General features: G+C 71.3%; 20 protein-coding genes. 8 read left to right on the top strand and 12 right to left on the bottom strand.

The window, feature by feature from the left end; genetic code table 11:
- Positions 1-59 precede the first annotated feature (59 nt).
- From QNO26_RS01145 to QNO26_RS01130, 4 genes are all read left to right on the top strand, one after another.
- Entirely contained in the window at positions 60-1,361 is a 1,302-nt protein-coding gene (locus QNO26_RS01145; protein WP_257532958.1) for a glutamyl-tRNA reductase, read from the top strand.
- 80 nt (positions 1,362-1,441) lie between these two features.
- The gene (locus QNO26_RS01140; RefSeq protein WP_257532956.1) at positions 1,442-2,026 is read left to right on the top strand and encodes an HhH-GPD-type base excision DNA repair protein; all 585 of its coding nucleotides are present in this window, start codon (positions 1,442-1,444) and stop codon (positions 2,024-2,026) included.
- 73 nt (positions 2,027-2,099) lie between these two features.
- Positions 2,100-2,570, top strand: coding sequence for an NfeD family protein (locus tag QNO26_RS01135; RefSeq protein ID WP_257532954.1), 471 nt, complete (start codon positions 2,100-2,102; stop codon positions 2,568-2,570).
- Between the two features lie 37 nt (positions 2,571-2,607).
- Complete coding sequence (locus QNO26_RS01130; protein ID WP_257532951.1) at positions 2,608-4,080, top strand: flotillin family protein; 1,473 nt, start codon at positions 2,608-2,610, stop codon at positions 4,078-4,080.
- 74 nt (positions 4,081-4,154) lie between these two features.
- Here QNO26_RS01130 and QNO26_RS01125 read toward each other — a convergent pair whose 3' ends face one another.
- Genes QNO26_RS01125 through QNO26_RS01115 form a run of 3 tightly spaced genes read right to left on the bottom strand, consistent with a single transcriptional unit; the run spans position 4,155 to position 7,262 of the window.
- Positions 4,155-5,054 carry a carbohydrate ABC transporter permease gene (locus QNO26_RS01125; RefSeq protein ID WP_257638629.1) on the bottom strand — a complete coding sequence of 300 codons (900 nt, stop codon included), beginning with the start codon at positions 5,052-5,054 and terminating at the stop codon, positions 4,155-4,157.
- 1 nt (position 5,055) lies between these two features.
- Positions 5,056-5,982 carry a carbohydrate ABC transporter permease gene (locus QNO26_RS01120; RefSeq protein WP_257532947.1) on the bottom strand — a complete coding sequence of 309 codons (927 nt, stop codon included), beginning with the start codon at positions 5,980-5,982 and terminating at the stop codon, positions 5,056-5,058.
- A complete protein-coding gene (locus QNO26_RS01115) occupies positions 5,982-7,262 on the bottom strand; it encodes an extracellular solute-binding protein (protein WP_257532945.1) in 1,281 nt (426 codons plus the stop codon). The genes QNO26_RS01120 and QNO26_RS01115 overlap by 1 nt, the downstream gene beginning before the upstream one ends.
- 212 nt (positions 7,263-7,474) lie before the next feature.
- On the opposite strand from QNO26_RS01115, the gene QNO26_RS01110 reads away from it, so the two are divergent.
- A complete protein-coding gene (locus QNO26_RS01110) occupies positions 7,475-8,515 on the top strand; it encodes a substrate-binding domain-containing protein (RefSeq protein ID WP_257532944.1) in 1,041 nt (346 codons plus the stop codon).
- Positions 8,512-10,845, top strand: a complete 2,334-nt coding sequence (locus tag QNO26_RS01105; RefSeq protein WP_257532942.1) for a beta-glucosidase family protein — start codon at positions 8,512-8,514, stop codon at positions 10,843-10,845. The genes QNO26_RS01110 and QNO26_RS01105 overlap by 4 nt, the downstream gene beginning before the upstream one ends.
- Positions 10,846-10,903: 58 nt before the next feature.
- Here the strand turns inward: QNO26_RS01105 and QNO26_RS01100 are convergent, their stop codons facing one another.
- From QNO26_RS01100 to QNO26_RS01080, 5 genes are all read right to left on the bottom strand, one after another.
- Positions 10,904-12,292 (bottom strand): glycine--tRNA ligase, encoded by a 1,389-nt coding sequence (locus QNO26_RS01100; protein ID WP_257532940.1) that lies wholly within the window; start codon positions 12,290-12,292, stop codon positions 10,904-10,906.
- Between the two features lie 109 nt (positions 12,293-12,401).
- Entirely contained in the window at positions 12,402-12,779 is a 378-nt protein-coding gene (locus QNO26_RS01095) for a DUF4870 domain-containing protein (RefSeq protein WP_257533143.1), read from the bottom strand.
- Between the two features lie 79 nt (positions 12,780-12,858).
- A complete protein-coding gene (locus tag QNO26_RS01090) occupies positions 12,859-13,671 on the bottom strand; it encodes a hypothetical protein (protein WP_285181700.1) in 813 nt (270 codons plus the stop codon).
- A gap of 115 nt (positions 13,672-13,786) precedes the next feature.
- The gene (menC, locus tag QNO26_RS01085; RefSeq protein WP_257532936.1) at positions 13,787-14,920 is read right to left on the bottom strand and encodes an o-succinylbenzoate synthase; all 1,134 of its coding nucleotides are present in this window, start codon (positions 14,918-14,920) and stop codon (positions 13,787-13,789) included.
- A 65-nt stretch (positions 14,921-14,985) separates the two neighbouring features.
- On the bottom strand, positions 14,986-15,705 hold the full coding sequence (locus QNO26_RS01080; RefSeq protein ID WP_257532934.1) for a GNAT family N-acetyltransferase: 720 nt from the start codon (positions 15,703-15,705) through the stop codon (positions 14,986-14,988).
- 96 nt (positions 15,706-15,801) lie between these two features.
- Between QNO26_RS01080 and QNO26_RS01075 the strand changes: the two genes are divergently transcribed.
- Complete coding sequence (locus QNO26_RS01075; RefSeq protein WP_257638647.1) at positions 15,802-17,196, top strand: MFS transporter; 1,395 nt, start codon at positions 15,802-15,804, stop codon at positions 17,194-17,196.
- A gap of 17 nt (positions 17,197-17,213) precedes the next feature.
- Positions 17,214-18,728, top strand: a complete 1,515-nt coding sequence (locus QNO26_RS01070) for a peptide MFS transporter (protein ID WP_257532931.1) — start codon at positions 17,214-17,216, stop codon at positions 18,726-18,728.
- A gap of 436 nt (positions 18,729-19,164) precedes the next feature.
- On the opposite strand, the gene QNO26_RS01065 is transcribed toward QNO26_RS01070, so the two are convergent.
- Genes QNO26_RS01065 through QNO26_RS01050 form a run of 4 tightly spaced genes read right to left on the bottom strand, consistent with a single transcriptional unit; the run spans position 19,165 to position 24,438 of the window.
- Positions 19,165-20,250 carry a Gfo/Idh/MocA family protein gene (locus QNO26_RS01065; protein ID WP_257532929.1) on the bottom strand — a complete coding sequence of 362 codons (1,086 nt, stop codon included), beginning with the start codon at positions 20,248-20,250 and terminating at the stop codon, positions 19,165-19,167.
- Positions 20,223-20,930 carry a ThuA domain-containing protein gene (locus tag QNO26_RS01060; protein WP_257532927.1) on the bottom strand — a complete coding sequence of 236 codons (708 nt, stop codon included), beginning with the start codon at positions 20,928-20,930 and terminating at the stop codon, positions 20,223-20,225. Before QNO26_RS01060 ends, QNO26_RS01065 begins: the two co-directional genes overlap by 28 nt.
- Positions 20,927-22,114 carry a Gfo/Idh/MocA family protein gene (locus QNO26_RS01055; RefSeq protein WP_257532925.1) on the bottom strand — a complete coding sequence of 396 codons (1,188 nt, stop codon included), beginning with the start codon at positions 22,112-22,114 and terminating at the stop codon, positions 20,927-20,929. The genes QNO26_RS01060 and QNO26_RS01055 overlap by 4 nt, the downstream gene beginning before the upstream one ends.
- Before the next feature lie 53 nt (positions 22,115-22,167).
- Positions 22,168-24,438 (bottom strand): beta-xylosidase/alpha-l-arabinosidase, encoded by a 2,271-nt coding sequence (locus QNO26_RS01050; RefSeq protein WP_257533141.1) that lies wholly within the window; start codon positions 24,436-24,438, stop codon positions 22,168-22,170.
- Between the last annotated feature and the right edge of the window lie 26 nt (positions 24,439-24,464).

Below are 24,464 nucleotides of genomic sequence, written 5' to 3'. Positions count from 1 at the left end.
TCCATCCTCGCACCGCTCTCCCCGCCCGCTCCCAGGCGGGGGCCAGGTACCCTTCAATGGTGCTGCTGTGCGTTTCCGCGAGTCACAAGACCGCCCCATTCGAATTGCTCGAACGTCTCAGCGTGCACACCGACCGCGTCGCGCCGATGATCGCCTCCTATGACGCCAGCGTGCAGGGGGCCGTGGTCGTGGCCACCTGCAACCGGTTCGAGGCCTACGTCGAGATGGACGAGCCGGCGGCCGACGCCGGCATCGTGGGCGTCGAAGCGGCGCTGACGGCCATCGAGGCCGCCACCGGCGTCGCCCCCGCCGAGCTCGAGGGAGCGTACGTGGTGGCGACCGGCGACGACGTCGCCCGCCACCTCTTCTCGGTCGCGTCGGGACTGGAATCCGTCGTCGTGGGCGAAGGCGAGATCGCCGGCCAGGTGCGCCGTGCGCTCACCGAGGCGCGCGAGCAGCGCACCACCTCGCCGGAGCTGGAGCGGCTCTTCCAGAAGGCCAGCGAGACGCAGCGCGGGATCAAGAACGCCACCGCCATCGGGCGGGCGGGACGCTCGCTCGTGCGGCTCTCCCTGGAGCTCGCCGGCAGCCGCGTCACCGACTGGTCTCGCCTTCGGGTGCTCATGGTCGGCACCGGCTCGTACGCGGCGGCCACCGTCGCCGCCCTGCGCGATCGTGGCGCCGCCGACATCGCCGTGGCCTCCCCGTCGGGCCGCGAGACCGTCTTCGCCGCCCGCCACGCGCTGCGCCCCGTGCCCGCGGCATCCTTCACCGTCGAGGTCGCCACCGCCGACCTCGTCATCACCTGCACCAGCGCCGAGCACCCCGTGCTGTCGGCCGAGACGTTCGCGGCGGGCGTCGCCGCCGCGGATCCCGCCCTGGTTCCGGCCCGCCGCCTGGTCATCGACCTCGGGCTGCCGCGCAACGTCGACCACGACGTCGCCGAGGTCGAGGGGACCGACCTGCTGGACCTCGAGACCATCCGGCTGCACGCGCCGCTGGAGGAGCTGCAGGCCACCGACGACGCCCGCCGGCTCGTCGACGACGCCGCGCAGCGCTTCGTCATGACCGGTGAGCGCCGCAGCGTCGCGCCCGCCGTCGTGGCGCTGCGCGCCCACGTCGCAACGGTGCTCGAGACCGAGATCGCCCGCGCCCGCGGCCGCGGCGACGACGGGACGACCGAGCAGGCGCTGCGCCATCTCGCGGGCGTGCTGATGCACACCCCGACCGTGCGGGCGCACGAGCTCGCCGAGCAGGGACGTTCCGACGACGTGTTCGCGGCCGTGACGGCGTTGTTCGGCCTCGAGGTCACGGAGCCCGTCACCCTCGCCGCCCCCGGCGAGATCGCCACCGCCGGCTGACTCGCGAGCACACGGTGCGGCAGGCGCCGCTGCGCCGTCGCCCTTCGGCGCAGCAGCACGGGTGGTGGGAAACTGGTCCCATGGCACTGCACATCACCGACGACCCGGCCGCCGACGAGCTGCTCACGCGTGACCCCCTCGCGCTGCTCATCGGCATGCTGCTGGACCAGCAGGTGCCGATGGAGACCGCGTTCGCCGGCCCGTTGAAGATCAGCGAGCGTCTCGGCACGCTGGATGCCGCGACGATCGCCGGCACGGATCCGGAGCGGTTCGCCGAACTGTTCGCCCAGACCCCGGCTGTGCACCGCTTCCCCGGGTCGATGGCCGGCCGCGTACAGGCGCTGTGCGCCGCGGTGTCCGACGGCTACGGCGGGGATGCCGCGGCCATCTGGACCCAGGGCGACCCCGACGGGCCCGCCGTGCTGAAGCGACTGAAGGCACTGCCCGGCTTCGGCGAGCAGAAGGCGAAGATCTTCCTCGCTCTGCTCGGCAAGCAGTACGGCTACACCGGTGGCGGGTGGCGCGAGGCATCCGCCCCGTACAGCGAGGAGGGGTCGCACCGCAGCGTCGCCGACATCGTCTCGCCCGAGTCCCTGCAGCAGGTGCGGGCGTTCAAGAAGGCCGCCAAGGCGGCGGCGAAGGACGCCGCCGCGAACCCGGCCTGAAAAAAGCACGCCGCACACTCCCAGGTTTCTCATAGGGTGGGAGGACCGAACCCGACACCCGCGGAGGCCCGGCATGCTCACGCCGTTCATCATCATCGGCAGCATCGGTCTTCTGGTGCTGGTCATCTCGCTCGTGGTCGGCGACATCTTCGACCACTTCGAGATCGGCGAAGGCGCCCTGTCGGGCACCGCGCTCGGGATCGCGGCGGTGGTCTTCGGCGCGAGCGGTGTCTTCAGCGCCTCGTCGAACCTCGATGACGTGTATGTCTACGTCATCGCGGCGGCGCTCGCCCTGGTCACCTACGTCGTCGCGGTGCTGTTCATCCGCAAGCTCGCGGCGAGCTCGGACGGCACGCCCGTCAACGCCGTCGGACTGACCGGCGTCTGCCGCTCCCCGATCACCCCGGCCGGCGGCGAGGTCTCCCTCGACGGCCCGCACGAGATCGAGCGGCGTCTGGCGTACTCGGACACCCCCATCCCCGAAGGCGTGCGCATCCGCGTCGTCGAACACACCGGCACGCGCGTCAAGGTCGTCGCCGACTAAACCCGCGGCGACCAGCCGCGTCCACGGAAGGAACACCATGCCGGTCGACATCGTCCAGATCGCCGCCGTCCTCGCCCTCATCGTCGCGGTCCTCGGACTTCTGACCTTCATCGCCCGGCGCATCCGCCGCGTGCCCCCGAACGAGGCGCTCATCATCGTCGGACGCGGCGCCGGCAAGCCCGTGCCGGGCGAGGCCACCGGCCAGCGCGTGGTCATCGGCGGGCGCACGTTCGTGTGGCCGATCCTGCAGCAGGGATTCCCGATCTCGCTCGAGCAGCGCCAGATCGGCATCACCGTCGAGGGCGTCGACAAGAACCGCATCAAGATCGCCATCAAGGCGTCGATCAACTTCAAGGTCTCGGGCACCGAAGAGGGCGTCCGCCGCGCCGGCCAGCGCTTCCTGTCGCAGCAGGAGACCCTCACCGACATCATCCGCGAATCGCTCGAGGGCTCGCTGCGCTCGATCGTCGGCGACATGACGATCGAGCAGATCATCTCCGACCGCAAGAGCCTGTCGGACCGCGTCGTCGCCGAGACCAAGGCCGACCTCGTCGAGCAGGGCCTGCAGGTGGACCTGCTCAACATCAGCGACATCTCGACCCCCGGCAGCGACTACCTCGCCAACCTGGGTCGCGCCGAGGCCGCCCGCGCCCGCCAGGTGGCGGAGGTCAGCGAAGCCGAGGCTTCGCGCGCCAGCGAGTTCGCGCGCATCGAAGCCGCCGAGCAGATCGCCGAGCGCCAGAAGGCGCTGAGCCTGCGCCAGGCATCCATCAAGGCCGAGACCGACCGCGCCAACGCGGAAGCCGAGGCCGCCGGTACGTTCACCAAGGCCGAGCAGGACCGCCTCGTCGCCCAGCAGGAGCGCGAGGCGCTCATCGAGCAGGCCCTCGTGACGCAGGAGCGTCTCGACATCGAGATCCGCAAGCCCGCCGAGGCCGAGGCCTACGCCGAGGTGCAGCGCGCCACCGCCCTGCGCGACGCGGCCAACGCCGCGACCGAGGCCGACGCGTACAAGCGCACGAAGATCGCCGAGGCCAACAAGGTCGCCGCCGTGCAGGATGCCGAGGCATCGGCGACCTCGGTGCGCTTCGCCGGTGAGGCCGAGCGCGACAAGCAGGTGGCCCTGGCCGCCGGTATCCGCGCCGAGGGTGAGGCGCGCGCCGCCGCCATCCAGGCAGAGGGTATCGCCGAGGCGACCGCGACGGACGCGAAGGCCGAGGCGCTGAAGAAGTACGGCGAGGCCGCGCTCGCGCAGGAGATCATCTCGCGCCTTCCGGAGATCGTGCGCGCCGCCGCCGAGCCGATCAGCAACATCGATCAGCTCACCGTCATCTCCACCGACGGCGCGTCGGCGGTCACGAAGACGGTCGGCACCGTGCTCGGCGAGGGCACCGAGGTCGTCAAGTCGCTGACCGGGCTCGACCTCGGCACGCTGCTGGCCGGGTTCGCCGGCGCCCGCACCGGCGCCTCCGCCAACGGCAACGCCCCGGCGGCGCCCTCGAACAACTGACCGCAGCACCCCGCGCCCGTCACGAACGCCTGCGAGGGCGGTCGTGACGGGCGCAGGCCGTGCGAGGCCGCGCGCTACTTGCCGAAGCCCGCGGTCAGTCCCGCCACCAGCTGGCGGCGACCGAAGATGTACAGCGTCAGGATCGGCAGCACCGAGAGGGTCACGGCGGCCATGATCGCCGGAACATCCACGGTGAGCTCGCTCTGGAAGCTCCACAGGGCCAGGGGCAGCACGCGCACCGATGGGCTCTGCGTCAGCACCAGCGGGAAGAGGAAGCCATTCCACACCTGCATGCCGTTGTAGATGGCCACCGTGATGAGCGCCGGCTTGGACAGCGGCAGCACCAGCTGCCACAGCATCGCCCAGTTCGACGCGCCGTCGATGCGCATGGACTCGAAGATCTCGTTCGGGATGTCGCGCAGGAAGTTCACCAGGATGACGACCGTCAGCGGCAGCGCGAACGCGGCCGACGGGATGATGAGCGCCACCAGGGTGTCGTAGAGACCGAGCTGCGTGATCATGTAATAGATCGGGATGATCGCCGCTTGGAGCGGGATGGCCAGCCCCAGCAGGGCGAACGAGAACGAACCCCGTGCCACCGGGTGGGCGTTGCGGACGATCGTGTAGGCCGCCAGGAGCGAGCAGAAGACGGCGATCACGACGGTCGCGACGGTCACGATCACCGAGTTCATGAAGAACCCCAGGAATCCGGAGTCGAACACCTTGCCGTAGTTCTCCAGCGTCGGCTCCGACGGCAGGGAGAGGGGGCTGTCGACGAAGAACGTCGGACCCGATCGCAGGCTCGTCACCACCACCCAGTACAGCGGGAGCACGACGATCACGAGCCAGAGCAGCCCCAGGATGCCGCCGGGCACGTTGGGTCGTGAGCGGCGCGCGCGACGCCGGGGGCCCTGGGCGCGCGGCGGGAGTGCGACGGGGGAGCCGGACGCGGCGACGGGGGCGGTCACGGTCATCTCAGGCGCCTTCCTGCTGGCTCTGCATCTTGGTGAAGCCGCTGAGGCGGGTCAGCAGCAGCGCGAGGATGAGGCCGAACACCGCGAGGAACGTCGCGATCACGCTCGCTTTTCCCATCTCGGCCGAGCGGAACCCGGTGAGGTACATGTGCAGCGGCAGCACCCGGGTGGCATACCCGGGTCCCCCGGCCGTCATCACGAAGATGAGGTCGAAGTACGTCAGCGACCCCACGAGCATGAGCGTCGAACTCGTGACGATGGTGTGTTTGAGCTGCGGGATGGTGATGGTGAAGAACTGCGTGACGCGTCCGGCGCCGTCCAACGAGGCCGCCTCGTACATCGAGGTGGGCACCTGCCGCACCGCCCCCTGGTACAGCAGCGTGTGCAACGGGATGAAATGCCACGAGATGATGAGGATGACCACGAGCAGCACGGTGTTCCGGTCACCGAGCCAGTTGTGGGCGAGCCACCCGAAGCCGGTCTCGGTGGAGAGTCCGAAGTTCGGGTCGAGCAGGTTCTTGTAGGCCAGCGCGACGGCGGCCGATGACAGCAGCAACGGCACGAAGAAGACGAGGCCCGCCACCGACCGGAAGCCTCCGGAACGGGCGATCCACGTGCCCAGCAGCAGGCTGATCGGAGTCTGCACGAGCCAGCTGCCCACCATGACGAGCAGCGTGACCTGCAGGGTGATGTAGGTGACATCGTCGGTCAGGAACCAGGCCCAGTTGTCCCCTCCGGTCCACTCCGGCGAGCCGAGCCCACTCCACCGGGTGAACGACAGCCCCACCGCGCCCACGAGAGGGATCACGGCGAAGCCGAGGAACAGGATGCCGGCGGGGGCGAGGAACCACAGACTCGGCCCGCCGCCCCCGCGGGAGGGTCGCGAGCGTGGCCCTCCCGCGGTCCGCCGTGTGGCGGTGGTGGTCATCAGAGGGTCGCGTTCATGGCGTCGGCGAACTCCTGCGGGGTGATCTCGAGGAGGAAGATGCGGTCCAGCTGCGTGGTCAGCTCCGCGCCCTGTGCCGGCGAGAGCGCCTGATCCCACGACAGCTGGAAGGACGGGGCATCTTCGGAGAGGCCGAAGACGAACTCCTGGAAGTCGTTGTCCTCCCGCTCGGCGATGAGCTCGCCCGCTGCCTCGACGCCCGGCACGGCGGACCGGTCGAGGATCTCCGCCATGTAGTCGGTGCTCATGACCTCGGTCGCCAGGAACTCCTGCACGGTCTCCTTGTGCGCGTCGGATGCCGCGCTCGTGACCGACCAGAAGTTGGAGGGGTTGCCCACGAGCGCCCCCGGGTCTCCCTTGCCCCCCTCGACGATGGGGAAGGGTGCGTAGCCGAGCTTCCCGTCGGCGACGAACTGCTCGGCGTTGGTCTGGATGTTCGAGTAGGCCTGGGACAGCACCACCATCATCGCGGCCTTGCCGGAGTACAGGAGGGCGTCTGCGGCACCACTGGCGTAGTCGATGGCGGCGTAGTCGGAGTTGAACCCTCCGGCTTCGACGAGGGACTGGATCATCTCCAGCGACTCGATGACGGCCGGGTCCGACCAGGCATCCGCCTCGCCCGTCATGATCCGCTCGACGACCTCACTGCCTCCGACACGGTCGACGAGGTACGAGAGGTAGGGCAGCTGCGGCCATTTGCTGGCGCCGGCGAGCGCGATCGGTGCAACGCCCGCCTCGTTGAACACCGGCACCAGGTCGAGCAGCTCGTCCCAGGTCTCGGGCGGGCTCGCTCCCACGGCGTCGAAGACGTCGGTGTTGTAGAGCACCACCACCGGCTGGATGTTGTTGATCGCCGCGCCGTAGACAGAGCCGTCGAACGTCACGTTCTCGATCACCGAGTCGAGGTAGCGATCGGTGATCTCCGCGTCCCCGATCGGGTCGACGAAGCCGCCGTCGACATAGCTCTGGAGCACGCCGCCGCCCCAGCCGAACATCAGCGCCGGGCCCTCGCCGGCGCCCATCGCGATGCGCAGCTTGTCCTGGTAGCCGTCATTGCCGAACATCTGCAGTTCGATCGGCCGGTCGGGGTTCGCCTCGTTCCAGCGATCGACCGCGGCCTCGTACGAGGCGGACTGACCGCCTTCGACCCCCCAGACGACGGCCGCCGAGCCGTCGCCCGATCCGGTGTTCCCTGCATCGTCGTCCGACGGTCCGCATGCGCTCAGCGCCAGTGCGCCCACGGCGACGGCGGCGACCGCCACGGTCGCCCGAGTTCCTTTACCCAACATCATTGTCCTCGCTGTCTGTGACGGAGTACCGAAACTTTTCGGTGAACTTTCGGTAGGTGGAGGTGAGGATAGCCGCAGGATTACGCGGAGTCAAACATCGTCTTTTCTGGTGTGCCGCACCGTCTCCCGTATAGTGAGTGCAACTTTTCGAGGCCGCGACGACGTGGACTCAGAGCAGAGGAGCGATGGAAACTCACCGCAGCGAGCGCCCCACCCTCGCGGATGTCGCCCGCCACGCCGGTGTATCGATCGCGACCGCCTCGAAAGCACTCAATGGGCATCATGAGGTCGCCGCGAGCACCCGAGCGCGCATCGAGGCGGCGATCGCCGCCACCGGTTACGTGGGGCAGCGGGGGCGACGACGGGATGCGCGGGCGAGCGTGGAATTCCTCGTCGACCGCCTCACCAGCCCGTACGCGATGGAGATCCTCCGCGGCGCGACGCTGGCGGCGGAGGAGGCGGACATCGACATCGTGGTGGCGCGTTTCCACCACCCCGGCAGCGCGCGGACCGACGCCCAGGTCATCCGCCGGCTGGCAGCCTCCGACCGGCTCGGTGCGATCGTGGTGACTGCCGAGGTCACCGAGACGACCTACAGCGCCATCTCGGGGTCGGGCATCCCCGTCGTGTTCGTCGACCCGTTGCGGGTGGACGACGCATCGATCGTGTCGGTCGCCTCGACGAACTGGACCGGCGGTCGCAGCGCGACCGCCCACCTGCTCGGGCTGGGCCACACGCGCCTGGGCATCGTGGGCGGCCCGCGCGAGTCGATGAGCGCGAAGGCGCGCATCGACGGCTTCCGCTCGGCCGCGGCGGAGGCGGGGGTGCCGATCGACCCCGCGTTCGTCGCGCACGCCCTGTTCACGCACGACGCAGCCCTGGCCGTCGCGCTGGAGTGGCTGCGCCGGCCGGACCGACCCACGGCGATCCTCGCCTCGAACGACGCACAGGCCATGGGGGTGCTCGAAGCCGCCCGACGCCTGGCCATCCGCGTGCCCGAGGACCTCAGCGTCGTGGGCTACGACGACACCTACGTCGCCGCGTGGGCGCATCCGCCGCTCACCTCGGTCTACCAGCCGCTGCAGGACATCGGCCGGGTGTCGCTGCGCACGATCCAGCGGCTGAGCGCCGGCGAACAACTGGACTCCCACCACATCGAACTGGCCACGCGTCTCGTCGTGCGCGAATCGACCGCCCCGCCCCCGACCGACAGGAACGCTCCGTGACCGACACCGCTCCCTCCTCCGCCGGGACCGCCTCATGGCAGGACACCACCCGCACGGCCACCGAGCGCGCCGAGGCTCTGCTGGCGCAGCTCACCGTCGAGGAGAAGGTCGCTCAGCTCACCGGCTACTGGTTCGACAAGCGCGGCGCCGGCGAGGTGGTCGCGCCGATGCAGGACACCCTCGGCGCAGGGCGCCCGCCGTTCGAGGTCGCCGCGCGCGACGGGCTCGGCCACCTCACGCGGGTGATCGGCACCACCCCCGCACCGACGGAAGAGGTGGTGACGCGCCTGGCCGACGTGCAGCGGGTGCTCATGCGCGACACCCGGCTCGGCATCCCCGCCATCGCCCACGAGGAGTGCCTGACCGGCGTCAACGCGCTCGGCGCCACCGTCTACCCGGCACCCATCGCGTGGGGCGCGTCGTTCGATGCGGCGCTCACGCAGCGCATCGGCGCAGCCATCGGCGCCGACCTGCGCGCACTGGGCGTGCACCAGGGGCTCTCCCCCGTGCTGGACGTGGTGCGCGACTACCGGTGGGGCCGCGTCGAGGAGACGATCGGCGAGGACCCGGTGCTGGTCGGCGGCGTGGGCGGCGCCTATGTGCGCGGGCTGGAGGATGCCGGGATCATCGCGACCCTCAAGCACTTCGTCGGCTATTCGGCCTCATTGTCGGGACGCAACCATGCCCCCGTCGCGGTGGGGCCCCGCGAGCTCGCCGATGTGCTGCTGGTGCCGTTCGAGCTCGCCGTCCGCGACAGCGGCGTGCGGTCGGTGATGAACTCCTACAGCGATCTGGACGGGCTTCCGGTGGCGGCCGACCGGCATCTGCTCACCGACCTGCTGCGCGGGGAATGGGGCTTCACCGGCACCGTCGTGTCGGACTACTGGGCGGTCGCCTTCCTCGCTACTGCGCATCGCGTCGCGCGGGATGCGGCGCACGCCGGCCGCCTCGCACTGGAGGCGGGGCTCGACGTGGAGCTCCCCAACGGCATGTGCTTCCCCCCGCTGGGCGAGATGGTGCGCGCCGGCGACCTCGACGTCGCCGTCGTCGACACCGCGGTGCGGCGCGTCCTGCGGCAGAAGGCCGAGCTCGGACTGCTCGACGCGCAGCCGGCGATCGCGGGCACCGCGGTCGATCTCGATCCGCCCGCCAACCGTGCGCTGGCGCGTGAAGCGGCCGAGGCATCCGTCGTGCTGCTGCGCAACGAGGGCGACCTGCTGCCCCTCTCCGCCCAGACGCGCCGTCGCATCGCCGTCATCGGGCCCACCGCCGACACCGCCCGCGCACTGCTGGGGTGCTACTCCTACCCGGTGCACGTGCTTCCCCGGCATCCGGAGCTCGGGCTCGGCATTGACGTGCCGACCGTGCTGGATGCCCTGCGTGCAGAGTTCCCGCACGCAGACATCGTCCACGAGCGCGGCGCCGACTTCCTCGACGCCGACGAGTCCGGCATCCCCGCCGCCGTGGCCGCCGCCCGCGACGCCGACCTCGTGATCCTCACCGTGGGTGATCTCCCCGGAATGTTCGGCCGCGGCACCTCCGGCGAGGGCTGCGACGCCACCGACCTGACCCTGCCCGGCGGCCAGTCCGCCCTCGTCGATGCCGTCCTGGCGGTCGGCACCCCGGTCGTGCTCGTGACCAACAGCGGCCGGCCGTACGCGTTCGACCACCCGGCGTCGATCGTGCCGGCAGCGGTGCAGGCGTTCATCCCGGGCGAAGAGGGCGCGGCGGCCGTCGCCGGCGTGCTGAGCGGGCGCGTGAACCCCGGCGGGCGGCTGCCGGTGCAGATCCCGCGCATCGCCGGCGGCGGTCAGCACGTGTACCTGGGAGCCCCGCTGACCCGCACGATCGACCGCATCTCGAACCTGCCCACCGAGCCGGCGTTCCCCTTCGGGCACGGCCTGTCGTACGGGTCGGTCGACATCGCCCCCGGCATCCTCGACGCAGAGGCGATCGCCACCGACGGTACCGCCGCGCTGTCCACGGTCGTCCGCAACACCGGGACGAGCACCACACCCGTGGTGGTGCAGCTGTACGTGTCGGACCCGGTCGCCGAGGTCGCCCGCCCGGTACGCCGACTCGTCGGGTTCGCCAAGGCGACCCTGCAACCGGGCGCCGCCGCGGCCATCGCCTTCACCGTGTCGCCGGAGCTGGCGGCCTACACCGGCATCGACCTGCGCCGGCGGGTGGATGCCGGCACCCTCGTGTTCAGCCTCGGTCGCTCGAGCGAAGATCTGGTGTCCGAGCACGCCGTCGAGGTGGTCGGCGACGCACGGCACGTGGGTGCCGAGCGGATGATCGTCGCGCCCGTCACCGTCGCGGCCGACTGACGCGCGGGTGCAGCGGTGCACTGCCGGGCGCAAGCCCGGCGTGCACCGCGGGTGCGCGTCAGGCGCCGCGCAGGCGCTCGGCCAGGTACCCCTCCAGCGCGTCGAGACCGATGCGCTCCTGCGCCATCGTGTCGCGGTCGCGCACCGTGACGGCGCGGTCGTCGAGCGAGTCGAAATCGACCGTCACGCACAGCGGGGTGCCGATCTCGTCCTGGCGGCGGTAGCGGCGGCCGATGGCGCCGGCGTCGTCGAAGTCGATGTTCCAGCCGCGCCCGCGCAGCGTCTCGGCGACCTCGCGCGCCAGCGGCGAAAGCCGCTCATTGCGCGACAGCGGCAGCACGGCCACCTTGACCGGCGCCAGACGGGGGTCGAGGTGCAGCACGGTGCGGGTGTCGACGCCACCCTTGGCGTTGGGCACCTCTTCCTCGTCGTACGCGTCGACGAGGAACGCCATCATCGCGCGGGTCAGGCCGAACGACGGCTCGATGACATACGGGGTGTACTTCTCGCCGGTGGCCTGGTCGAAGTAGGTCAGCGACTGGCCGGATGCCTCGGAGTGGCTGCCGAGGTCGTAGTCGGTGCGGTTGGCGACGCCCATGAGCTCGCCCCACTCCTTGCCGGTGAACCCGAACCGGTACTCCACGTCGATCGTGCCGGCGGAGTAGTGCGCACGGTCCTCCTCGGGCACGTCGAAGCGGCGCATGTTGTCGGGGTTCACCCCCAGGTCCACGAACCAGTTCCAGCAGGCCTCGACCCAGTGGTCGAACCACTCCGGCGCCTCGGCGGGCGGGGTGAAGAACTCGATCTCCATCTGCTCGAACTCGCGGGTGCGGAAGATGAAGTTGCCGGGGGTGATCTCGTTGCGGAAGGCCTTGCCCACCTGACCGATGCCGAACGGCGGCTTCTTGCGCGACGCGGTCAGCACGTTGGTGAAGTTGACGAAGATGCCCTGGGCGGTCTCGGGGCGCAGGAAGTGCAGCCCCGACTCGTCGTCGACGACGCCCAGATACGTCTTCACCAGTCCCGAGAACGCCTTCGGCTCGGTGTACTTGCCCTTGGTGCCGCAGTTGGGGCACGGGATGTCGGCCAGGCCGTTGGCGGCGGGGCGCCCCTTGCGGGCCTCGAAGTCCTCGATGAGGTTGTCGGCGCGGAACCGCTTGTGGCACTGCAGGCACTCCACCAGCGGGTCGGTGAAGGTGGCGACGTGGCCGGAGGCCTCCCACACGCGCTTGGGCAGGATGATCGAGGAGTCCAGGCCCACCATGTCGCCACGGCCGCGGACGAACGTCTGCCACCACTGACGGCGGATGTTCTCCTTCAGCTCCGTGCCGAGGGGGCCGTAGTCCCATGCCGAGCGGGATCCGCCGTAGATCTCACCGGCCTGGAACACGAACCCGCGGTGACGGGCGAGGGCGATGACTTTGTCGAGGCGGGACTGCTCGGCCACAGGTGGCTCCAAATGGTCGTGGTGCGGCGCGGAAAATCGCGGATGCCGCAAGGCGGCGGCATCCGTCGATTCTAGTCCGCGCCGATGGGCGCCCACCTGTGCGCGCGGGTCAGCGCACGAACGTGATCGACAGCGGGTAGCGGTACCACTGCCCCTGGGCGGCCTTGACGGCCGCGATGATCGAGAGGATCAGATCGAGGATCCCCACGGCGATCAGCACGAAGAAGCCGATCAGCACGAACAGCAGAACCGTTCCGACGGCGACGGCGATCAGCACCGTGAGCTGGAAGTTCAGCGCCGTCGCGGCGTGGGCGCGGATGAAGGGGCCGCGGTCGCGCAGCGCCAGGTATCCGATCAGCGCGGGAATGAAGCCGAAGAAGAGGCCGCCCACGTGGATGAGGGTGGCCCACATCTTCTCGTCGGCGGGGCTGAGGGGGGTGGGCCCGTAGGGCGCGCCGTACGGCGGCTGCGGGGGCGGAGGCGGCATGGTCACGATCTCAGCCTACGGCGGAGTGCCGATCGGTGCGGCGCGCGCCGTTCTGGGCGACGGCGCCGGCGCCTGCGCCTCAGCCGAACCCGCACCAGCGCGCCACCCACGCCAGGATCGCCCCCCGGTGCTCGGCCGTCGCGGCCACCTCGATCACGCCTTCGGCCCCGGCGGTCTCGACGGCGACGACGAAGACGGTGCCACGCTTGTCCTCCTGCACGGCGTGCGCGTCGCACCGCAGCGGGACGAGCGGCACCTGGATCGACGACGGCCCGTCCCGCCCGTCGATCTCGCGGCCGACCGGGAACGGGTCCGTGCTCGGCGCGGCGAACTGCAGCAGATTGGTCGGGCGCACGTCGACGATGCGCACCGTGCCGGCAGCGCCGGTCGGAACGAGATCCAGGCGCAGCGCGGCGGGTGCGCCCGGCGCCGACGGTGTGAACGCCCCCCACGACAGGGAGGTCACGGCGGCCACCGCGGCGGCGAGGCACTCCCGCTCGTGGAGCGCGGCGATGAAGCCGAGCGGGTCGGCGGCGCGCACGCGATGCGCCGTGCCGTCGGCGGTGGTGACCACGACGGTGCTCTCCGCCCTCGCGTCGGACGGCACACTGCAGTCCGACGCGCTCAGCTCGATCCGCAGGTCCACGGTGCGTCCGGCCGGCACGGTGCTGTCCCGCTCCCTCGCCAGGGCACCGATGAACCGGTCGTCCTGCAGCTCGACGCGGTCGATGCGCAGATCCTCCGCGCTGTCGTTGACCACCCGCACCTGGGCCGTGCGCGCGGCGACGTCGGACCGCAGCTGCTGCACCGTCACCGCGACCCCCTCGGGCAGCTCGGCGCGCTCCGCAGCGCACCCGCCCAGGGCCAGAACGACCGCGACCACCGCCGTCACCGCGCCGGCCCGTGCACCACGTCGCCTTTCCGTGCCGCCGCAGGCCCGCGCCCCCCTCGCGCGGCCCGCGCGAACCCGGATCGGCGACGTTGCGCACACGGCGTCGGCCTGCCCGCTACCGCCGCAGCGTCTCGCGGGCGACGGTGAAGTCCTCGAGCGCCACCGGGTCGATCTCGATCCCGATCCCCGGGCCGGTGGGCACGCGCACGTGGCCGTCCTCGAGCACGATCGGGTCGATGACGATGTCGCGGGGGTAGAAGCGGTCGGACGCGGACACGTCGCCGGGCAGTGTGAACCCGGGAAGCGCCGCGAGCGCCGCGTTGGCCGCGCGGCCGATGCCGGTCTCGAGCATGCCGCCGCACCACACCGGGATGTCGTCGCCGCGGCAGAGGTCGTGGATGGCGACGGCCTCGAGGTAGCCGCCGACCCGGCCCGCCTTGATGTTGATGACGGATGCCGCACCCAGCGCGCGCGCGTCCTGCGCGGCCTTGAGCGACACGATCGATTCATCGAGGCACAGCGGCGTGCGCAGCCGCCCGGCGAGCACGGCGTGGTCGACGAGGTCGTCTTCCTGCAACGGCTGCTCGATCAGCAGCAGGTCGAACCGGTCGAGTTCGACGAGGGTGTCCACGTCGGCGAGCGTGTAGGCGGAGTTGGCATCGACCTGCAGCGGGATCGTGCCGAACGCGTCGCGCACCGCGGCGGTGTCACCGACATCGCGCCCGGGCTTGATCTTGATCTTGATGCGCACGTAGCCGGCGTCGAGGTACTCCCCGACCGCGTCGACGAGCGCGGCGGGGTCGCGCTGGATGCCGACCGACACTCCGCTGGGCACCCGGTCGCGCGTCGCGCCGAGGTACGCGCCCAGCGGCCGCCCCTGCGCACGCAGGCTCGCATCGAGCACGGCCAGCTCCAGCCCCGCCTTGGCCATGCGGTGGCCCTTGAACGGCTGCAGAACGCCGGCGACCTCTTCGGGCGCGAGCGTGCCCCGGTCCAGCAGCGCCGGACCCAGCCAGCGCAGCGTCACATCCCACGCACCCTGCGTGTACTCGCTCGAGTACAGCGGCGCCTGCTGGGTGACGATCTCTCCCCACCCGTCGCCGTCGGCCGTCAGCGCCCTCACCACGATCACCTCGCGCTCGGTCTCGGTGCCGAACGAGGTGGTGAACGGTGAGACCAGCGGCATCCGCAGCACGCGCAGCTCGATGCCTTCGAGGGCGACGGATGCCGCGGGGGTGGCGATGGGCATGCGCTCAGGCTAGCGGGCGCCCGGGCAGCCGGGACAGGCGAGGCGGGAGCGCGGCGGGGCCGGCCTCATCTGCGCACGAACAGATACCCCGCCGTGTCGTCGAAGCCGCCGACAACGAAGCCGAAAGCGGTGTGCTCGGCGAACTGCTCGCGCACCCGCAGCCGCCACGCCGCAGCCTCGGCGGGCGTCTCCCGGCGCAGCCGTTCGATGTCGCGCGGCACGGCGACCGTCGCCACCACGGCGTCGGGGGCAGGCGAGGGGGCCGGGGCCGCGAGCGCCCACGACGCCATCAACCGGTCGGTCTCGTCGCCGCGGTTGACGCCGTCGTCCATGGGGCCGTAGTGGTCGACCAGATACTCGGTGACGCGCGCGCCCAGCACGGAGAGGTTGAAGTGGGCGTTGCGGGCGATCAGCGGATCGAAGGTCCACGTGATGTGCCCAACGCCGCGGTCGAACGCCCAGTCGCGCTGGTGCTGCTTGAGCAGCCGGCCGAGCCCCTGGCCGCGGTACCCGGCCAGCAGACCGGTGACGTGCGAGTGCATCGAACGCTCCCCCGGCGCGGCGAAGAACGCCACCGACGCCCCGACCATGAGGTCGCCGTCGTAGATCCCGACGGCGTAGTTGCCGGAGTGGGCGAGCGCCCGCAGCAGGTTCGGCGGCATCGCGTCGCTGTCCCCGTCCCAGACGTCGGAGAGCACCTGGGCGGCGGTGAAGACCTCATCCACGGTCTCGAGCTCGCGGATCCCGATCCCGGAGGGGGCGATGAGGCTGTTGAGATCGGCCATGCCCTCACCTTAGGACCGGACGGGCCGAGCCTGCACGGGCGGCAGTAGCCTTGACGGATGGGCCGGGAAGAGGACGCACGTCGGCGCCTCACCCGCATGCCCCGCCAGGGAGCGATCGTCGCGGTGCTGGCGCTGGCGGGCCTGGCATCCTCGTTCATGTTCACGCTCGTCGTGCCGATCCAGGCAAAGCTGCCCGAACTGCTCGACGCCAGCCGCGAGGACACCGCGTGGGTGGTCACGGCGACCCTGCTGGCAGCCGCGGTCGTCACCCCCATCGCCGGGCGGCTGGGCGATATGTACGGCAAACGTCGCATCGTGCTGGTGCTGCTGGGCGTGCTGGTGCTCGGCTCGGTCGTCGCCGCGCTGTCCACCGAGATCATCGGGGTCATCGTCGGCCGCGCGCTGCAGGGAGCCGTCACCGGAGTCGTGCCGTTGGCGATCTCGATCCTGCGGGACGTGCTGCACGAAGACCGGGTGGATGCCGCGATCGCGCTGATCAGCGCGACCATGGGCGTGGGCGGCGCTCTCGGCATGCCGCTGAGCGCCCTGGTCACGCAGTACAGCGACTGGCACGCCCTGTTCTGGCTGGCAGCCGGCCTGGGGGTCGCGGTCTTCGTGCTGGTGGTCTGGATCGTGCCGGTGAGCGTGCTGCGCACGGCGGGCCGCTTCGACTACGTCGGCGCGGCGGGACTCGCGGTCGGTCTCACGGGCGTGCTGCTGGCGGTCTCACGGGGGAACGAGTGGGGCTGGACCTCTCCGGCCGTGCTGGCCTGCGGCCTGGGAGGTGGCGCGGTGCTGCTGGTCTGGGGCTGGTACGAGCTGCGCATCGCCGAGCCGCTGCTGGACCTGCGGGTGGCCGCGCGCCGCCCGGTGCTGCTCACCAACATCGCCTCCCTCGCGATGGGGTTCTCCCTGTTCGCCTCGAACGTGGCCTATCCGCAGCTCCTCGAGCTGCCCGCGCCGGCCGGTTTCGGCCTGTCGCTGCTGAGCGCCAGCCTGGTGATCGCGCCCGCGGGCCTGGTGATGATGGTCCTCTCCCCCTACTCGGGACGTTTGGCGCGCACCGTCGGTCCGCGGCTGCTGCTTGTGCTCGGCGCGATCGCGCTCATCGTCGCGTACGGGTTCACGCTGCTGTTCTCCTCCGAGGTGTGGCACATCCTGGTGGCGAACCTGCTGGTCGGCGTCGGGATCGGCTTCGGTTACGCGAGCATGCCGATGCTGATCATGCGCAGCGTGCCGCAGAACGAGACGGGAGCCTCCAACGGGCTCAACGCCCTCTTCCGCTCCCTCGGCACCAGCGTGGCCGCGGCGGTCATCGGCGCGGTCCTGGCGAGCCTGTCGGTCACACAGGGCGGCACGCAGGTGCCGACGGCATCCGCCTTCGACGTCGCGTTCGTGCTGGGCGGCGCCGCCGCAGTGGTGGCCTTGGTACTCGCCCTGTTCATCCCCCAACGCCCTGCGCGCGAACCCCATCCCTCTCTGCCTCGCTGAGGTCTACCCTTGGGCGCATGAGCGCGCACGAGCCTGAGCAGGTTCCGGTCGGCCCTCCGACGGGGCCGGTCGAGGTCGCCGAAGGCGACAACGGCGACCGCGACAGCCGGTTCTTCGGGCAGCCCTGGGCCCTCGCGCACATCTTCGGTGTGGAGATGTGGGAGCGGTTCAGCTTCTACGGCATGCAGGGCATCCTGCTCATCTACCTGTACTACTCGGCGACCGACGGCGGGCTGGGACTCGACCGCGCCGTGGCGGCGGGCATCGTGGGGGCCTACGGCGGTTCGGTGTACCTCTCGACGATCCTCGGGGCGTGGATCGCCGACCGCATCCTCGGCTCGGAGCGGGTGCTGTTCTACAGCGCGATCGTCATCGTCGCCGGGCACGTGGCCCTCGCCCTGATCCCCGGATTCCTCGGGGTGGGCGTCGGCCTCATTCTCATCGCGCTGGGGTCGGGGGGCCTCAAGGCCAACGCCACGAGCGTGGTGGGAACGCTGTACCGCAAGGACGATCCCCGGCGGGATGCCGGGTTCTCGCTGTTCTACCTCGGCATCAACCTGGGCGCGCTGGCCGGCCCCCTGCTGACCGGGCTGCTGCAGTCGACGCTCGGCTTCCACTGGGGCTTCGGACTCGCCGCCGTCGGCATGGCGCTCGGCCTCCTCCAGTACTCGTTCGGGCGCAAATCCCTGCCCGCCGCGTCCCGACGCGTGGCGAACCCGCTGCCGCGCAGCCGCTACGGGCTCGTCGGCGGCATCGCCGCGGCGGCGGTCGTGACGATCGTCCTGCTGGTGCTCGTCGGGGTGATCCGCGCCGACAACCTCTCCCTCATCGTGATCATCACGACGGTGGCGGCGACGATCGCGTACTTCGTCGTCATCCTCTCGAGCCGGCATATCGACGCCGTCGAGCGCAGCCGGGTGTGGGGGTTCATGCCGCTGTTCGTCACCTCGGTGGCGTTCTGGTCGCTGTACCAGCAGCAGTTCACGGTCGTGACGATCTACGCCGACGTCAAGCTCAACCGCGACCTCTTCGGCTGGGAGATGCCGGTGCCGTGGGTGCAGTCCATCAACCCGATCTTCATCATCATCCTGTCGGGCGTCTTCGCATGGCTGTGGACGAAGCTCGGCACCCGTCAGCCCTCCACCCCGGTGAAGTTCGGCCTGGGCGTGATGATCATGGGCGCGGCGTTCCTGCTGTTCCTCCCCTTCGCGGGCGGCGGGGCGGGGTCGACGCCGCTGCTGGCGATGGTCGGCATCCTGCTGGTGTTCACGGTGGCCGAGCTGCTGCTGTCGCCGGTGGGCCTCTCGGTGACGACGAAGCTCGCGCCCGCGCGCTTCCACACCCAGATGGTCGCGCTGTTCTTCCTGTCGGTGGCGCTGGGCACCGCGATCTCGGGCCTGCTGGCGGAGTACTACGACCCCGACAATGAGGTGCCCTACTTCTCGACCCTCGGCTTCATCGCGATCGGCGTGGGCGTCCTGCTGCTGGTGTTCGCGCGGCCCGTGCTGCGGCTCATGAAGGGCGTGCGCTGAGCCGAGGGGTCGCCTGCCCGCGCCCCGCGCCCGCTCCCGCGGAGCCCCGCCGCGCCCGCGCGCCCGCGGAGCCGCCCCGCGCCCGCTCCCGCGGAGCCGCTCCGGTGTCACTTTCGCACCATGCCCGCCCGTCGCACCCGCCATTCGCGACACCCGAGCAGCGCGCACACGGCCACACCCGCCATTCGCGTCACCCGAGCAGCGCACACACGGCCGCACCCGCCATTCGCGCCACCCGGGCAGCGCGCACACGGCCGCACCCGCCGATCGTCGCGCCCGGGACCGCGACGCGCGACTCCGGTGTCACTTCCGCACAATCCCCGCGCACGCCACCCACCATTCGCGACACCGGAGCAGCGCTCGCAGCGCTCGCAGCGCTCGCAGCACTCGCAGCGCTCGCAGCGCTCGCGGCCGGCGCGCACGCGCACCGCTGCCGTCAGCGGCGCCAGTCCTCCTGCGCGGTGAGCGGAACGAGCGACGGACGCCGCGCGGTCGTGGTGAGCGTGACGCGCTCACCGGTGTGCGCGGAGTCGATGAGCGCGGTCATGATCTCGAGCACGTGCAGGGCGAGTTCACCGCTCGCGCGCCCCTCGCCGTCGCGCACGTGATCGATGACGCCGATCCCGCGCCCCGCGCCGACGTATCCGGCCGCGGCGGGCAGCGTCGTCCAGTCCGCCTCGCCGCGGCGGCGCACGCGCACATCGCCGGCGAACGTGTTCGGGTCGGGAACGCTCAGCGACCCCTCCTCGCCGTGCACCTCGATCGGCGCTGCGGTCGACCCGACGGCGTCGAAGCTGAAGGTCACCGTCGACAGCGCGCCGCCGTCGTGCTCGAGCACGCCGGTGACGTGGGTGTCGATCTCCACGGGGATGATCTCGCCCGCACGGGGACCCGAGCCGATCCGGCGCGTGTCGCGGGTGCGCGATGACGCGCCGCTGACCCGCACGACCGGGCCGAGCAGGTGCACGAGCGACGTGAGGTAGTACGGCCCCATGTCGAACAGCGGCCCCCCGCCGTCGCGGTAGTAGAAGTCGGGGTGCGGATGCCACGACTCGTGGCCGCCCGAGACCCAGGTCGCCGCCGCCGAGACGGGGCGGCCGATGTCGCCGGCCTCGACGGCGGCGCGCGCGGTCTGGATGCCGGTGCCGAGCACGGTGTCGGGCGCTCCCCCGAGCCACCGGTCGCCGGCGGCATCCCTCATCGCCGTGGCTTGGGTGAGCGTCGCCGCGAGCGGCTTCTCCCCGTAGACGCCCTTGCCCGCGGCGAGCGCGGCGAGCGCGATCTCGGCGTGCGCGGCGGGGATCGTGAGATTGATGACGGTGTCGACGGCCGGGTCGGCCAGCAGCTCGTCGACGGTGAGCGCCCGGCATCCGGGGATCTCGTCCGCCACCGCTGCGGCCCGTTCGGCATCCAGATCGGCGACCGCAGTGATGCGCACGCTGTCGACGCCCGCGAGGGTGTCGAGGTACTGCCGGGAGATGACGCCGAGCCCGATTATGCCGATTCCGTGCGGCTGGCCCACAGCAGGCCCCTCTCGATGATCGTGCGGACGTTGTCGTCCTGCAGCACATCCAGGCTGTGCCCGGGGGTGGCGACGAAGATGCGCCCCCGACCCCACAGCCGGGTCCACACCGCGGGGGACGTGATCGGCCGGTGCCACGGGTGGTAGGGCTGCACCGGGTGCGTGGTGGTGGCCAGCACGTCGATGAGGTCGTCGTGCAGCACCCAGTACTGCTCGGTGTGCAGGGTGAAGTCGTCGAGCCCCGCCATGATCTCGTGCTCACGGCCGAGGTCGGTGAGTTCGACGGTGTACGGCAGGAAGTTGTCGGACTCGTCGCCGGAGCACTGATCCGGATGCTTCGACGGGTGCGTCGCGAACTGGCCGCCGACGAGCTGCAGGTAGTCGGAGCTGTTGCGATACGAGTCGGCGATGCCACCGTGCCAGCCGGCCAGCCCGGTGCCGCGCTCCACCGCCGCCTTCACGCCGGCGAAGGCTTCGCGGGAGATCTCGGACATCGTCACCGACTGCAGGATCAGATCGGTGGATGCCATGACCTCCTCGTCGGCGTAGATCTCGTTGGATTCTTCGACCCGCACGTCGAACCCGCTGCGCTCGAGGAAGGGGAGGAACAGGTCGGTGGCCTCGACCGGGTGGTGGCCCTCCCACCCGCCCCGGACGACGAGTGCGGTGCGTGCGGTCATGCGGTTTCTCCTTCGACGGTGACGTACCGGCTGTCGCGTGCGGCGCTGTGCTCGACGGCGGCCAGCACCCGCTGCACGCGGGCGGCGTCGGCAAAGGTCGGCGCCACCGCGGTCCCGTCCGAGATCGCACGCACGAGGTCGACGATCTGGTGGGTGAACAGGTGCTCGTACCCGAGACCGTGGCCGGCGGGCCACCAGGCGTCGGCGTAGGGATGCTCGGGCTCGTTGGCCTGGATGCGACGGAATCCCTGCTCGCCGGCGGGATCGGTGGCGTCGTAGAAGTCCAGCTCGTTCATCGCCCGGAAGTCGAACGCGATCGAGCCGCGGTCGCCGTTGATCTCGATGCGGTTGGAGTTGCGGTGGCCCGTCGCCAGCCGCGTCGCCTCGAAGACGCCGAGCGCCCCCGAGCCGAAGCGGGCGGTGAACGCGGCCGCGTCGTCGACGGTGACGTCGCGGCGGGGAGCCTCCGCCGAGGCGCGGCCGCCGAGGCCGACCTGCTCCTCGAGCACGGGACGGGTCTCGACGAAGGTGCGCAGCATCGCGGAGACGCCCACGATGTCGTCGCCGGTCAGCCACTGCGCGGTGTCGATGCTGTGGGCTCCGATGTCGCCCAGGGTGCCGGAGCCCGCCCGGTCGCGGTCGAGGCGCCAGGTGAAGGGCGCATCCGGATCGCTCAGCCAGTCCTGCAGGTACTGCGCCCGCACATGCCGCACCTGTCCGATGCGCCCGTCCTCGATGAGACGCCGCGCGAGCGACAGCGCCGGCGTGCGGCGGTAGCTGAAGCCGCACATGCTGACGACTCCGGCGGCGGCGGCCCGCTCGGCGGCCGCCACCATGCGGTCCGCTTGCACCACGTCGTTGGCCAGCGGCTTCTCGCACAGCACGTGCTTGCCCGCGGCGAGCGCGGCCAGCGCGATCTCGGCGTGCGTGTCCCCGGGGGTGCAGATGTCGACCAGGTCGATGTCCTCGCGCTCGATCGCGGCACGCCAGTCGGTGGCGGCCTCGGCGAACCCGAGCCGGTCGGCCGCCTCCGCGGTGCGCTGCGGGTCGCGGCCGACCAGCAGGGCAGGCTCCGGCGTCAGCGGCAGGTCGAAGAAGCGGTGCGCGGTGCGCCAGGCGTGGGCGTGCATTCGCCCCATGAACCCGGTGCCGATCAGCGCGACCCGCAAGGGGGCGGTCGTCATCGTCGTCTCCTTATGGCGCCGACCGGACGGTGTCGACGGCGCATCGAGGGGTGTCAGCGGCCGGTGACCGCCGGCTCGGCCGCGTCGACGTCCACCGGGCCGACGCCCGGCTCGACCTCGACGCGCACCCAGGCGGGCGCCTGACCGGTCACATCGTTGACCGGGCCGGTCAAGGTGAGCTCGGCGGTCGCCTCCATGGTTTCGCAGTCGGGGCCGACCCAGAGTTTCAGCAGCCCCGGCTCGACGATGCGGCGCAGGTCGCGTCCGGTGAACGCCAGCTGCGATGCCGGCAGGCGGAAGGTCACCTCCGCCTGCTCACCGGGCTGCAGCGGCACCCGGCGGTAACCGAGCAGCTGCGCCACCGGGCGCGTGACGCTCGCGTACACGTCACGGCCGTACAGCTGCACGACATCGGTCCCGGCACGATCACCGGTGTTGCGCACCTGCACCCGCGCGACGATCTCACCGTCGGTCGGCGTCTCGGGGTCGACCCGCAGGTCGCTGTGCGCGAACGACGTGTACGACAGGCCGAAGCCGAACGGCCGCAGCGGCGTGCTGTCGGCGCTCGTGATCTCGTTCGCACCGCCCAGGATCGGGTGCAGGTAGCTGTACGGCTGTGCACCCGCCGACCGCGGCAGCGAGATCGGCAGGCGACCGGACGGCGTCACACTGCCGGACAGGATGCCGGCGATGGCGTGCCCGCCCTCCTCACCGGGGAAGAACGCCTGCACGACCGCACCGATGCTCCCGTCCAGTGCCCAGTCGATCGCATAGGGGCGACCGGTGAGCAGCACCATCACCACGGGGGTGCCGGTGGCGGCGACGGCCTCGACCAGCTCGCGCTGCACACCGGGCAGATCCAGGCTCTCCACGTCGTTGCCCTCGCCGACGGTGCCGCGGCCGAACAGGCCGGCGCGGTCGCCGACCACGACGATGGCCACGTCGGCACCGGATGCCGAGGCGACGGCATCCGCGAAGCCGGAGCGGTCATCGCCCTCGACGTCGGCGCCGACGGCGAAGCAGATCTCCGCGTCGCGGAACTGCTCGCCGAGCGCGGTGCGCAGGGTGGGCGCCTCGAGTTCGGACGGCACGTCGGGGTGATGGGCCAGCACGTGGTTGAGGAAGGAGTAGCAGCCGAACAGCGCACGCTCGTCATCGGCGTTGGGGCCGATGACCGCGATGCGCCGGGGGGATGCCAGGGGCAGCACGCCGTCGTTGGCCAGCAGCACCACCGACTCCTCGGCCAGCTCCCGGGCAACGGCCCGGTGCGCAGGGGTGTCGAGGTCGATCGCGGTGGGCGGGGCGTCGAAGGTGGCGTCCAGCAGACCCAGGTCCTCCTTCTGCGCCAGCACGCGCAGCACGGAGCGATCGACGAGCGCCTCGTCGAACAGGCCGGCGCGCACGCGCTCGGCCAGCGGCTCGAGGTAGGCGTCACCGGTCGGCAGCTCGACATCGATGCCCGCCGCCAGCGCGAGGGCTGCGGCCTCGCCGCGGTCGGCGGCGACGGCGTGCATGGTGTGGAGGAAGGCCACGGCGAAGTAGTCCGAGACGACGACGCCGTCGAACCCCCACTCGCCGCGCAGCAGGTCGGTCAACAGTGTCGGGTCGGAGGCCACGGGCACGCCGTCGATCTCGGTGTAGGAGTTCATCACCGACCGCACGCCACCCTCGCGCACCGCCATCTCGAACGGCGGCAGCATCACGTCGCGCATCTCGCGCTCACCGATGTGCACCGGCGCGTGGTTGCGCCCTGCGTGCGACAGCGAGTAGCCGACGAAGTGCTTCAGGGTCGCGTGCACGCCGGCATCCTGCATGCCCCGCACGTACGCCGTGCCGATGGTCCCCACCACGTAGGGGTCCTCCGCGATGCACTCGTCGACGCGGCCCCAGCGGGGGTCGCGGATCACGTCGAGCACGGGCGCCAGCGTCTGGTGCACGCCCAGCTCGCGCATCGACTCCCCGATGAGGTGGCCCATCCGCTCCACGAGGTCGGGGTCGAAGGCGGCGCCCCACGCCAGCGGCGTGGGGAAGGTGGCCGCCTTCCACGCGGCGAGTCCGGTGAGGCTCTCCTCGTGGACGATGGCCGGGATCCCCAGGCGCGTCTCCTGCTGCAGACGACGCTGCTCGCCCCAGAGCCACTCGGCGCGCTCCACGGGGTCGACCGGCCGGGTGCCGTAGACGCGGGTGAGATGCCCCAGCCCATGGGTCGTGGCGTCGTCGTACCGGGTGCTGGTGGCCATCTCGCCGGCCATGGGCGCGACCACCTCGTCGCCCTGGTCGACCCAGTAGCCGACCAGCTGTGCCAGCTTCTCGTCGAGCGTCATGCTCTCGAGCAGGGCGCGAACGCGCG

Origin of the sequence: Microbacterium sp. zg-Y1090 (genome assembly GCF_030246945.1) — a bacterium.
Classification (GTDB): Bacteria; Actinomycetota; Actinomycetes; order Actinomycetales; family Microbacteriaceae; genus Microbacterium; species Microbacterium wangruii.
Note: the sequence above shows the minus strand (reverse complement) of the source record. Positions and strands in the feature narration are given on the sequence as shown.